This window comes from Salinicola sp. CR57 (assembly GCF_003206585.1).
Lineage (GTDB): Bacteria > Pseudomonadota > Gammaproteobacteria > Pseudomonadales > Halomonadaceae > Salinicola > Salinicola lusitanus.
Map to the genome: position 1 here is coordinate 1 of NZ_PZJL01000005.1, position 12,756 is coordinate 12,756.

Below are 12,756 nucleotides of genomic sequence, written 5' to 3' on the forward strand. Positions count from 1 at the left end.
CGCCAGTTCGCCCAGCTTGTCGTTGACATAATCGGCGTCGACGACGAGAGGGCTGGCGAAATCGCCGCCCTGGAACGAGGCTTCCTCGAGCAGCCGCTCCATCACGGTGTGCAAGCGACGAGCGCCGATGTTCTCGGTGCCGTCGTTGACCTGCCAGGCGATCTCGGCGATGCGCGAGATGCCATCCTCGGTGAACTGGACATCCAGGCCCTCGGTGTCGAGCAGCGCCCGATACTGCTTGGTCAGTGCCGCCGAAGGTTCGGTCAGGATCCGCTTGAAGTCGTCCGGCGTCAGTGCCGTCAGCTCGACGCGGATCGGCAGGCGACCCTGCAGTTCCGGAATCAGGTCCGAGGGCTTGGAGAGGTGGAAGGCACCGGAAGCGATGAACAGGATGTGGTCGGTGCGCACCATGCCGTGCTTGGTGGAGACGGTGGAGCCTTCGATCAGCGGCAGCAGGTCACGCTGCACGCCCTCGCGGGAGACATCGCCGCCGCTGCCGGACTCGCCGCGCTTGGCGACCTTGTCGATCTCGTCGATGAACACGATGCCGTTCTGCTCGACGGCTTCCAGCGCACGCTGCTTGATCTCCTCCTCGTTGACCAGCTTGGCGGCTTCCTCGTCCTGTAGCAGTTTCCAGGCGTCCTTGACCGGCACGCGGCGGGTCTCTGTCTTCTGCTTGCCCATGTTGGCGAACAGGCTCTGGAGCTGGTTGGTCATCTCCTCCATGCCCGGCGGGGTCATGATATCCACGCCCTGGCTGGCCGGTGTCACCTCGATGTCGATCTCCTTGTCATCGAGCTGGCCTTCACGCAATTTCTTGCGGAAGACCTGACGCGTGGAGGAGTCGTCGCGGCCGGCGTCGTATTCGCTGCCCCGCGGGCGCGGCAGCAGGGCATCGAGAATGCGATCCTCGGCGGCGTCCTGGGCCTTGTGGCGTACTTCCACCTTGGCCTGCTCGCGGACCATCTTGATCGCCATCTCCATCAGGTCGCGAATGATCGACTCGACATCGCGGCCGACATAGCCGACCTCGGTGAACTTGGTCGCCTCGACCTTGAGGAAGGGCGCGCCGGCGAGTTTCGCCAGGCGGCGGGCGATCTCGGTCTTGCCCACGCCGGTGGGTCCGATCATCAGGATGTTCTTGGGCACGATCTCGCCACGCATGTGTTCATCGAGGCGCATGCGGCGCCAGCGATTGCGCAGGGCGATGGCAACGGCGCGCTTGGCGTCGTGCTGGCCGATGATGTACTGGTCCAGCGAATGGACGATCTCGCGCGGTGTCATCGCCGACTGGGTCAACGCAGGCTGCGCGCTGGCGCGTTCTTGGGACGGATTCTCAGACATGGGGTTCGGCCTCGTTACAGCTCTTCGAGAGTGATCTGATGATTGGTGAAGACGCAGATATCGGCGGCGATGTTGAGCGATTTCTCGGTGATCTCGCGGGCGCCGAGCTCGGTATTCTCGAGCAGCGCGCGGGCCGAGGCCTGGGCGAAGTGGCCACCGGAGCCGATGGCGATGATACCGCGCTCGGGTTCGACCACGTCGCCGTTGCCGGTGATGATCAGCGATGCCGTCTTGTCAGCGACGGCGAGCATCGCCTCGAGACGACGCAGCGCGCGGTCGGTGCGCCACTCCTTGGCCAGCTCGACGGCCGCCTTGGTCAGATGGCCCTGGTACTTCTCCAACTGGGCCTCGAAGCGCTCGAACAGGGTGAAGGCGTCGGCGGTGCCGCCGGCGAAACCGGCCAGCACCTGGCCGCGATAGAGACGACGAACCTTGCTGGCGTTGCCTTTCATCACCGTGTTGCCCAGTGACACCTGGCCATCACCGGCCAGGGCAACCTGATCGCCACGGCGCACGGATACGATTGTGGTCATGCAGTTGACTCCTGATGACGCGCCGCCGGATAGCAGAGGCGGCGCCGAAAAAACGTGTGCGATCGCGTTCCCGGTTGACGATGCCCGTCTCGAACGAGAAACGAAGAACGCGATGCGGCATGCATCGAGAGGTGTGGGCGGAGAAGGGGGAAATCAAGCAACGAATTGCCAACGACGTGCGCCAACGGCGGCCGGCCCAGGCGTATCGTGCCGAACGAGGGCGCGGCGCTCTTGGAATCCGGCATGAAAAACGACCGACAAGAGATGTCGGTCGCTTGGATGCAGCAGCGGTGGTGTGGGGCGTCGCGCCTAGTTCTGCAGGCGCAGCAACAGCGGTTCGATGCCCTGGGTCACCATCAGATCCTGGGCCCGGGAGAGCTCGCGCTTATCCTCGTAGGGGCCGACCTGGACCCGGTGCCAGAGCTGATCGCCATTGGCTCGAACGTCGGTGATCTTGGCCAGCAGGCCGAAATCCTTGAGCCGGTTGGCGAGGCGTTCGGCATCGTTGATGTCGCGGAAGGACGCCGCCTGCAGCACGTAGCGGCCACCGCTGGGTGTCGGCTGCTTGGTGGTGTTGGCCGCATTGTCGGCGGCGGCCTCCTGCGCGGCCTGGGGCGACGGTGCGGGTTCCGCACTGTCGCTGTTGGGCGCAATGACTTCCGTCTCCGGCAGCAGCGTGTAGAACTCGAACGTCGGCGTGGCCGGCTGTTGAGGGGTGTTGCTCTGGCCGCCTGTGCCACTGCCGCCGCTCCCTTGATCGGTGGGGGCCGACGTCTGGCTGGATGTCGGCCTGGGCACGACGGCTGCCACCGGTTCCGGCGAGGAGCGATCCAGGTACTGCGAGAGAGCAAAGCCGGCGATCAGGCCGGCAATCGCCCACAGCCAGCCCGGGATGCCGCCGAGACCGCCGCCACTGTTCGAGGCGCGCGGGCGGGATTTGGTGGTCGCGCCCTTGGGGGAAGGGCGAGACGAGGACGAGCGGCTGCTCTGAGCGGGGCGGCGTGCCATGTTTTACATCTCCTCCGGGGCGCTGACGCCGAGCAGCGCCAATCCATTGCCAATGACCTGGCGTGTCGCCAGACCCAGCGCCAGCCGCGCATTGCGCAGCTCGGCATCGTCGACCATGACTTTCTGGGCGTTGTAGCAGGTGTGGAAATCGCTGGCGAGCTCGGTCAGATACTGCGCGATCTGATGTGGCTCGCGGGCGCGGGCAGCACGCTCGACGCTATCCGGATAGCGTGCCAGCCGATTCATCAGGGCTTTCTCCTGGGGGGCGTCGAGGCGCTCCAGGTTGGCCATCGCGACGCCATGGTCAAAGGCGAGGCCATCATTCTCGGCCTTGCGCAGTACGCTGCAGACGCGGGCATGAGCGTACTGGATGTAGTAGACCGGATTGTCGTTGGTCTGCGAGCGCGCCAGATCGATGTCGAAGGTGAGCTGGGAGTCGGCGCGGCGGGCGGCGAGAAAATAGCGGGTGGCGTCGCGGCCGACTTCATCGATCAGATCGCGCAGCGTGACATAGCTGCCGGCACGCTTGGAAAGCTTCACCTCGACCCCGGAACGGGTCACCAGCACCATCTGGTGCAGCACGTAGTCCGGCCAGCCCTGGGGAATGCCGACTTCCAGCGCCTGCAGCCCGGCGCGAACCCGGGTGACGGTGGAGTGGTGGTCGGCTCCCTGTTCGTCGATCACGGTGGTGAAGCCGCGCTGCCACTTGTTGTAGTGGTAAGCGACGTCGGGCACGAAGTAGGTGTAGTCGCCGTCGGACTTGCGCATCACCCGGTCCTTGTCGTCACCGAAGTCGGTGGTGCGCAGCCACAGGGCGCCATCCGCTTCGTAGGTGTGGCCGCCGGCAACCAGCGCATTGACGGTCTCCTCGACGCGGCCCTCGGCGTAGAGCGAGGACTCCAGGAAATAGACGTCGAACTCGACGCCGAATGCCTTGAGATCCAGGTCCTGCTCGCGGCGCAGGTAGGCCACGGCGAAGGCGCGAATGGCATCGCCGTCGTTCGGGTCGGCCTTGGCGGTGACCTCGCGGTCATCGGCAGTCACGGTTTCACCGCCCAGGTAGGCCTGGGCGACATCGGCGATGTAGTCGCCGCGATAGCCATCCTCGGGCCAGCCCTCGTCATCGGGACCGAGTCCCTGGGCGCGAGCCTGTACCGAGCGCATCAGGTTGTTGATCTGGGCGCCGGCGTCGTTGTAGTAGAACTCGCGGGTGACGTCGAAACCGGTCGCTTCCAGCAACCGGCAGAGGCAGTCGCCGATGGCGGCGCCACGACCATGGCCGACGTGCAGCGGCCCGGTGGGGTTGGCGGAGACAAATTCGACCTGGACCTTCTCGCCGGCACCGATCAGGCTGCGGCCGAAGGTGTCGCCAGCGTCGAGAATCTGGCTGACGATGCCTGCGATGGCGTCGGTGGCGGCAAAGAAGTTGATGAAGCCCGGCCCGGCGATCTCGGTGCGGCGGATCGCGTCGTTCTCCGGCAGCGCCGCGATCAGCTTGTCGGCCAGGTCGCGTGGCTTGCAGCCGGCCGGCTTGGCCAGCACCAGCGCCAGGTTGGTGGCATAGTCGCCGTGGGCCTTGTCGCGGGTCGGGTCGACCTTGATGGCAGGGCTCAGGTCGGCCGGCAGCTCGCCTGCGCCCTGAAGTGTGGCGACGGCGGTATCGAGCAGTTGGGTAATCGTCTCTTTCATGGGCTACTTCATCGTCGTGGGGCCAGGGCCGAGGCCAGGGGCTCGACCCGGCGCGGGATGCCGCGAATCTGGACGTCGTGAACCTGCCGCCACGACGCTGGTAAAAGGCGGCCATTATCAGTGATTGGCGCAAGGCTTTAAACCCTGATGCTCAGCTTCGAGCTTCGAGCGAAAAATGCCAGCGACGCTGCATTTTTCGCTCGAGGGCAAGATCCTGATTCCCGCGGCTCGCGATATCAACTCAACGTCATCGGGTCGATGTCCAGCGACCAGCGTACACGGCGCGAGGCGGCGCTCTCCATCCAGCCGACCAGCCAGGCACTCGCCTCGTGCAGCGCGCTGCGCTTTTCCGCGGAGAGCATCAGTTGAACATGATAGCGGTTCTGGCGGCGTTCCATCGGGGCGGGAACGGGGCCCAGGCAGTGCACCGGCGACTGGCGTTCGGCGAGCCACTGGCGGACGGCGTCGCCGGCAGCCTCCGCGGCCTGGCGGGCATCCTCCTCGCGAGAGGCCTCGAAACGCGCCAGCGCCAGGTAACGGTAGGGGGGCAGGCCGGCGAGGCGTCGCTCCTCGAGCAGCTGGTAGGCCAGCGCATCGTAGCCGCTGTCCGCCAGCAGCCGCAGGTTGGGGTCGTCGGGATGCAGCGTCTGGACCAGAACGCGACCGGCCCGGTCGGCGCGACCGGCACGACCGGCCACCTGGACCAGCAACTGGGCGCTCTGCTCGAGCGCGCGAAAATCGCTGGCGTAGAGACCGGCGTCGGCATTGACCACCACCACCAGCGTCACGTGAGGAAGATGGTGCCCCTTGGCTAGCATCTGGGTTCCCACTAGCAGGCTCGGTTCGCCGCGTCGAATCTCGGTCAGCAACTGGTCGAAGGCTTCCTTGCGCCGTGTGCTGTCACGGTCGATGCGATAGACCGGGGTGTCGGGGAACAGAGTGGCGAGCGTCTCCTCGCTGCGCTCGGTACCGGCGCCGAGCGGTCGCAGATCGGCACTGCCGCAGCTCGGGCAGGCGTCCGGCTGGGGTGTCTGATGTTCGCAGTGATGACAGACCAGGCGCGGCGGCTGACGATGGAGCGTCATCCGTGAGTCGCAGTGGCGGCACTCGGCAATCCAGCCGCACTGATGACAAGCCAGAGACGGCGAGAAACCGCGTCGGTTGATGAAGACCAGCACCTGCCCCTCGGCTTTCAGTGCCTGACGGATGGCGTCGATCGCCGGCGGGATCAGCCCGCCCTGGCGCTGCCGCCCCCGCAGGTCGACCAGTTCGAGCTTGGCCGGGGCGTGGCGGCTGGGCCGCTGGGTCAGACGAAGATGTCGATAACGCCCGCTGCGCGCCTGGGCCAGGCTCTCCAGCGACGGGGTGGCACTACCCAGCAGGATCGGTACGCCATCGCGGTGGGCACGGGCCATCGCCAGGTCGCGGGCGTGGTAGCGCAAGCCATCCTGTTGCTTGAACGAGCCGTCGTGCTCCTCGTCGACGATGATCACGCCGGGTCGCGCCAGGGGCGTGAAGATGGCGGAGCGGGTACCGATGACGATCGGCGCGCGCCCGCTGCGAGCGGCTTCCCACGCATCGAGGCGCTCCAGGTCGGTGAGGCCCGAGTGCAGCGCCACGACCGGTGCGCGAAAGCGCTTGCGAAAGCGCGACAGGGTCTGCGGAGTCAGGCCGATCTCGGGCACCAGCACCAGCGCCTGACGGCCCTGGCCCAGGACCGCCTCGATCAGTTGCAGGTAGACCTCTGTCTTGCCGCTTCCCGTGACGCCATGGAGAAGGCAGGGATGAAAGCGGTCCAATCCCTCGTGGAGCGCCGCGAGCGCGGCGGCCTGTTCCCGGTTGAGCGGCAGAGCCGGCTCGGCGAGCAGCGCACCCGACCAGCCCTCGCTGGCGGTCAGCGGTTCACTGGTGCAAGTGACCAGTGACTTGTCGAGCAGCCCTTGTAACAGCGGGCGCGCGTACCCCTGCGCGGTGATGGCGGAGGTGACCATGCCGTGGCGATGCTGGGCCAGCAGCCGGACCAGCTCGCGTTGGCGTGGTGCGCGGCTCAATGCATCGAGGGCGGCAGCCTCGGGAGCGTTCAGCTGCCACCGCTCGCGGCTGCGTGCCTCGAGTGGCCGTCCCTGGCGCAGAGGCCCGGGCAGCGCATGATGCAGCGTATCGCCCAGCGAGTGTTGATAGTAGCGGGCGGTGAATTGGCAGAGCCATAGCCAGTCAGCCGGTAGCGGCTCGTCGTCGAGCCGTTCCGTGATCGGTTTCAGTTGGCTGGTCGGCAGTTCGCTCTCCATCGCGCACTCCATCACGATCCCGACCAGATAACGTCGCCCGAACGGAATCTTGACCCGCAGGCCGGGGCACCAACCGCCGGCAGGGGGCTGACCCGCGGGGCGATAGTCGAACAGTCGCCTCAGCGGCGTGGGAACGGCGATACGAAGAATCCGAGGCACGGGCGTTGCCGCGCTCCCGGGGGCGGTACTGGAATCTGCCAATTGGCCTCCGTGAACAATTCTGCTAAAATGCGCCGCCTTCCGACGTAGGGTGCGTCTCTTATCCGTGATATCGCCATCGCCAGACGATGCGGGTTACGGGATTCTAGGCGGGCCGGTCGCGCGGGAGTGAACCGCGATTCCCTATCCGTGTACGGTGCCTGGCAACAGATCAGGTGGCGGTACACCGCAAAGCGAGGCTTCACGATGAAACAGTCTATTCATCCCGAATACAAGACAGTCACGGCGACTTGTTCCTGTGGCGCGACCCATTCGATCGGCACCACGGCCAGCGAAGACTTCCACGTCGACGTCTGCTCGCAGTGTCACCCGTTCTACACCGGCAAGCAGAAGCAGGCGACCACCGGTGGCCGCGTCGAGCGTTTCAACAAGCGCTTCGGAGCTGCGGTTCGTCGCGGTTGAGATCGCGTCACGCCGAGAACCGAACGGTTGTCGAAAAGCCCGCCTTCATGGCGGGCTTTTTCATGCCCGATCGTCGGATCCCGGACACGGAAGGGGGCGGGATCTGCAGGTCGAGTTTTGAGGTTGGAGGCGATGGATAAGGGATATTTTATGACTGAGCGTTCAGGTATAAGTGTCGCCAAATGCATCGAAGTGATTCAAACAAGCACTTAAAATTCGCGAAAGCGGAGGAAAGGGCGAAAGTTGTATGGGTCGCTCTTTTTCTATAATCTGGCGCGACTCCATGGCACGACGATGCCGAAATACCTCACCCTCCATTGGGAAATCTCTCTCATGAGTGACGATAGAAGACAGGCGGCGCTCGATTACCATGCCAAGCCGATTCCGGGCAAACTGTCGGTCGAACTGACCAAGCCGACCGAAACCGCCAAGCATCTGTCGCTGGCCTACAGCCCCGGTGTCGCGGAACCGTGCAGGGAAATCGCTCTGGATCCGGAGAATGCCTATCTCTACACCGGCAAGGGCAATCTGGTGGCCGTCGTCTCCGACGGCAGCGCTATCCTGGGCCTGGGGAATCTCGGTCCCCTGGCGAGCAAGCCGGTCATGGAGGGCAAGGGGGTCCTGTTCAAGCGCTTCGCCGGCATCAACTCGGTGGATATCGAGGTCGAAGCCGATTCCGCTCAGGCCTTCATCGATACGGTTGCCAACATCGCCAATACCTGGGGCGGCATCAATCTCGAGGATATCAAGGCGCCGGAGTGTTTCGAGATCGAGGCGGCGCTCAAGCAGCGCTGTGACATCCCGGTGTTTCACGACGACCAGCATGGCACTGCAATCGTGACCGCCGCGGGCTTGCTCAACGCCCTGGACATTGCCGGCAAGACACTGGCGACCGCGCGTATCGTCTGCCTGGGGGCGGGATCCGCCGCCATTGCCTGCATGAAGCTGCTGATCGAGTGTGGCGCCAGGGCCGAGAACATCTTCATGCTGGATCGCAATGGCGTCATTCACAGCGGTCGCAGCGATCTCAACCAGTACAAGGCCCAGTTCGCCACCGAAACGCCGCTGCGTACGCTGGATGACGCGATCGAGGGTGCCGATGTCTTCGTCGGTCTTTCCGGACCGAATCTGTTCAAGCCCGAGCAGCTCGAGAGGATGGCGGCCAACCCGATCGTGTTCGCCTGTTCCAATCCGGATCCCGAAATCCATCCCGATGTCGCCCGCGCAACCCGCAGCGACGTGATCATCGGCACGGGGCGTTCCGACTACCCCAATCAGGTCAACAACGTACTGGGGTTCCCGTTCATCTTCCGCGGCGCCCTGGATGTGCGGGCCACGGCCATCAACGAAAAGATGAAGATTGCCGCCGTTCATGCGTTGAAGGATCTGGCGCGCGAGCCGGTGACGAAAGAGGTGCTGGATGCCTACGAACTCGATTCGCTCGAGTTCGGTCGTGGCTACATCATCCCCACGCCGGTGGACTCGCGGCTGCTGGAGAAGATCCCGGCGGCGGTGGCCCAGGCCGCGGTGGAGTCCGGCGTCGCGAAGAAGCCGTATCCCGCCCACTATCCGCTGAAGAGCGTCAAGGAGATCTACGGCTGAATTAGCCGATCGAACCCTGTTCGAAGAAGAAGCCGCCCCAGCCGGGCGGCTTCTTCGTTTTTCGGCGATGCGCCCGGCCTTACGGGATCATTGCCGCTCGTAGCTCGTGGCTGCCGTCACCAGCTGTAGAGAATCGACACCGAGGTGGTGGTATCGGTGCGTGCCTCGGCGTCGGGCGGCGGGTGGGTGTTGCTCTTGACGTCGTAGGAGACGCGCAGCGCAAGGTGAGAGTTCAGCTGCGAGGTGATCGTCGACAGCGAACGCGTGGTCACGCTGATGTGAGTCGCCTCTGCGGAGAGTTCCTGGTCGAACGCGATGTCGTCGCTGAAATTGTAGGTGTAATCCAGCGCCGAGTAGGCCAGGGCCAGGTCGTCGCTGCCACCCTCGGCGTAGGCGTCATGGCGGTAGCCCGGCCCGACCTCCGCCGAGAGGGTGTGCGTCGGGCCGACCAGGATCTGGCGCCCGTAGCCGGCAATGGTCGTGAACTGCGAGTCGTAGCCGCTGAATCGGTCACGCTCCCAGCGTGCAAAGCCGAACAGGTAGTTGTCGTCCGCCAGCTCGTAGCGTTCGCGGGCGCCAACCAGGTATCGCTCCGACGTGGTGTTGTCGTTGTCCTGGACGCTGCGGGTCTCGGCGCGAAAGGTGTGGGTATAGCGACCGGTCAGCCAGGTCAGGCGTCCCTTGGCGAGCAGGGTCTGGGTGTTGGTGTTGCCGGTCAGCTTGGTGTAGCCGAGTTCCGCGCTGCCACTGAAGTTGGGCGCATTTTCGTCCGGCGCCGGCGGCGCGTAGAAAAGCTCCGCATATGATGGGGATGCCATCAGGCAGGAGACCAGCAGCCACCAGCGGCAACTAGGCAGGGGCATGACATCTCTCTCAGCTTCGCTGCGACGTCCTGTTGCGGTGAAGAGCGAGTGTGGAACAAATGGGTCGGGGCTCGAGGCCCCGACCAATGTATCAGAAGATGGCTTCGAAAGTGCCAGTGCCTTGCGAACCGCTCTCATCTTCCAGTTCAGGGCGGATCCCACGAGGTTGGTATTCAGGGAGATTGTCCTTGCGGAATATCTCGCTGATGCCGCCGGACTGATCGTCATGCAGCCGCTTGCCGGTTTTCGGGTCGATGCGTACCTGGACGATATCATCGGGCGCCTTCGGAATGACCTCGGGGGTCCCTTTCAGGGCCGGCCCCATGAACGCCTTCCAGATCGGCAGGGCGGCTTGCGCACCATATTCCGCGGTCGTGGTGTTGTCGTCCTTGCCGACCCATACCGTCGTGACGAGTGAGTTGTTGAAGCCGGAGAACCAGGCGTCACGCTGATCGTTGGTGGTGCCGGTCTTGCCGACGATGTCGGCACGGTCGAGCGACAGCGCGCCGCGCCCGGTGCCGCGCTCGATGACATCCCGCAGGATGCTGCGCAGGATATAGAGCGCATCCGGGTCGACCACCCTGGGGGCGATGCGGCGCGGTTCGCCGTCGACTTCGGTCTGGGTTGCATCGGGCGCGCAGTCGCGGCAGGCCACCAGCGGGTTGGCCTTTTCGACCACGGTGTTCTGGCTGCCTTGAGTGACCTGTTGGATGTACCAGGGCGAGACCTGGAAGCCACCGTTGGCGAGTACCGCGTAGGCGTTGGCGATCTCCAGCGGCGTCAGCGAGGCACTGCCCAGTGCCAGCGACAACCCGTGCGGCAGGCGGTCCCGGGAGAAGCCGAAGCGCTCGAGGAAGTTGAGGGCGTTGTCGAGCCCCAGAGACTGCAGTACGCGAATGGTCACCAGATTGCGCGAGGTGTACAGCCCGACCCTCAGGCGCGTCGGCCCCTGGAACTGGCGCTCGGCGTTCTCGGGGCGCCAGTCGTCGCCGCTGTACTGGGACATCACCACCGGGGCATCGTTGATGATCGTCGCCGCGGTCATGCCGCCTTCCTCCAGCGCCGCCAGATAGACGAAGGGCTTGAAGTTGGAGCCGACCTGGCGCTGCGCCTGAATGGCACGGTTGAACTTGCTGGCGGCAAAGCTGAAGCCGCCCTGCAGCGCCTCGATGGCGCCGGTCTGCGGGTCGAGCACCACGATCGCGCCCTCGGCGCCGGGACGCTGCGACAGCCGCCAGTTGTCACCGCTCTTCAGAATGCGGACCAGGTCGCCACGCTGGGCGATCGCCTGGGCATTGGCGGGCACGTCGCCCCGCCATTTGGCGCTGTGGTAGACACGGGCCCACTTGAGGCCATCCCAGTCCAGCGTGATGACCTTGCCGTCGGCATTGAGCACGCGCATCTGCTTGCCGTCGGTCTCGGTCACGATGGCCGGCTGGAGCGGGCCGTAGGCCGGCGTGCGTTCCAGCACCTTGAGCCAGTTGCTGACGTCGCCATCGACCCCTTCGATGTTGGCCTCGCTGCTCTGGGCTGCCTGACGGGCGGTCTGGATGACCTCCGGGGACTCCGAGAGCTCTTCTTCCAGGCCCTGCCGCTCGGTGCGGTCCTGCGCTTCGACCAGGCTCGGAGGCACATCCTTCTCCTCCGGACCACGCCAGCCGTGGCGGGTGTCGTAGTCGATCAGGCCCTGCACCAGCGCATTGCGGGCTTCGGTCTGCAGACGGCTGTCGAGCGTGGTCGTGATGCGGATGTTGTCGGTATACGCCTTGTCACCGAACCGCTCGACCGCATAGGCGCGTGCCATTTCAGCGACGTAGGGGGCGTCGACCTCCGACTGCGCGACGTGGCGGCTGGCCGTGATCGGCGCCTTGACGGCCTGCTCGTAGCTGGCCTGGTCGATCGAACCGAGCTCACGCATACGGTAGAGGATCCAGTTGCGACGGATCAGGGCGCGCTCGGGGTTGGCCAGCGGATTGAAGCTGGAGGGGGCCTTGGGAAGGCCCGCGATCATGGCGTACTGCGGCAGCGTCAGATCGGCCAGCGGCTTGCCGTAGTAGGTATTGGCGGCGGCAGCGACGCCGTAGGAGCGGTGGCCCAGATAGATCTTGTTGACATAGAGCTCGAGAATCTCCGGCTTGCTCAGGATCTGCTCCATCTGCAGCGCCAGCAGGATCTCGCGGATCTTGCGGGTGAAGGTCTGATCCAGGGTCAGCAGGTAGTTGCGCGCCACCTGCATGGTGATGGTGCTGCCGCCGGACTGGATGTCCCCCGACGAGGCCAGTTCCACCGCCGCGCGCAGCAGGCCTTTCGGGTCGACGCCGGGGTGGTTGTAGAAGTTGGCATCCTCGGCCGCCAGTAGCGCATCGATCAACGGTTTCGGGATTTGATCGTAGCTGATCGGCATCCGGCGCTCCTCGCCATATTCGCCGATCAGCTTGTCGTCCTCGGTGTAGATGCGCAGCGGTGTCTGAAGCTCGTAGTTCTGGAGCTGACGCACATCCGGCAGGCCAGGCGCGAAATAGAGCCCTGCGCCGACGACTGCCAGCACGACTCCGGCGCATAGCGACAGCAGCAGCCAGAAGGCAGTCGTCAGTAAGCGGGTAAAAAGCTTCATAGAAAGAGGTGATCCTTGACTGGTGGCGGTCCGGCCGCGAGCGTGCCCGCTATCCCTAGCTTCGGACAGGGTTCAGTACCGGGGCATTATATGGATGCGATAGAGTCGGGGCCAGTTTCGTACCCGCCGCTTCCTGCAAGCAACGAGAAATAAGTGTAACGAAATGTCTCAAGTTGCCCGTTGGGCCGCCGTTA

At 64.9% G+C, this 12,756-nt stretch carries 9 protein-coding genes; 2 read left to right on the forward strand and 7 right to left on the reverse strand.

Annotated elements, in window-relative coordinates:
• The 5 genes from hslU to DOM56_RS06650 all read right to left on the reverse strand — a co-directional run.
• On the reverse strand, nt 1-1,344 hold a 1,344-nt coding region (gene hslU, locus DOM56_RS06630), incomplete at its 3' end, for an ATP-dependent protease ATPase subunit HslU (RefSeq protein WP_232822208.1).
• A gap of 14 nt (nt 1,345-1,358) precedes the next feature.
• Complete coding sequence (gene hslV / locus DOM56_RS06635; protein ID WP_110602302.1) at nt 1,359-1,877, reverse strand: ATP-dependent protease subunit HslV; 519 nt, start codon at nt 1,875-1,877, stop codon at nt 1,359-1,361.
• A gap of 309 nt (nt 1,878-2,186) precedes the next feature.
• Nucleotides 2,187-2,885 carry an SPOR domain-containing protein gene (locus tag DOM56_RS06640; RefSeq protein WP_110708078.1) on the reverse strand — a complete coding sequence of 233 codons (699 nt, stop codon included), beginning with the start codon at nt 2,883-2,885 and terminating at the stop codon, nt 2,187-2,189.
• Nucleotides 2,886-2,888: 3 nt separating this feature from the next.
• Nucleotides 2,889-4,574: an arginine--tRNA ligase gene (argS, locus tag DOM56_RS06645; protein ID WP_110708079.1), complete on the reverse strand. Its 1,686-nt coding sequence runs from the start codon at nt 4,572-4,574 to the stop codon at nt 2,889-2,891.
• 236 nt (nt 4,575-4,810) lie between these two features.
• Nucleotides 4,811-7,063, reverse strand: a complete 2,253-nt coding sequence (locus DOM56_RS06650) for a primosomal protein N' (protein ID WP_198655708.1) — start codon at nt 7,061-7,063, stop codon at nt 4,811-4,813.
• A 204-nt stretch (nt 7,064-7,267) separates the two neighbouring features.
• On the opposite strand from DOM56_RS06650, the gene rpmE reads away from it, so the two are divergent.
• Nucleotides 7,268-7,483 (forward strand): 50S ribosomal protein L31, encoded by a 216-nt coding sequence (rpmE, locus tag DOM56_RS06655; RefSeq protein WP_110603446.1) that lies wholly within the window; start codon nt 7,268-7,270, stop codon nt 7,481-7,483.
• Between the two features lie 333 nt (nt 7,484-7,816).
• The gene (locus DOM56_RS06660; protein WP_110708081.1) at nt 7,817-9,085 is read left to right on the forward strand and encodes a malic enzyme-like NAD(P)-binding protein; all 1,269 of its coding nucleotides are present in this window, start codon (nt 7,817-7,819) and stop codon (nt 9,083-9,085) included.
• A 116-nt stretch (nt 9,086-9,201) separates the two neighbouring features.
• Here DOM56_RS06660 and DOM56_RS06665 read toward each other — a convergent pair whose 3' ends face one another.
• Entirely contained in the window at nt 9,202-9,948 is a 747-nt protein-coding gene (locus DOM56_RS06665) for a DUF481 domain-containing protein (RefSeq protein ID WP_110708082.1), read from the reverse strand.
• A 91-nt stretch (nt 9,949-10,039) separates the two neighbouring features.
• Entirely contained in the window at nt 10,040-12,562 is a 2,523-nt protein-coding gene (locus DOM56_RS06670) for a penicillin-binding protein 1A (RefSeq protein WP_110708083.1), read from the reverse strand.
• Nucleotides 12,563-12,756 lie beyond the last annotated feature (194 nt).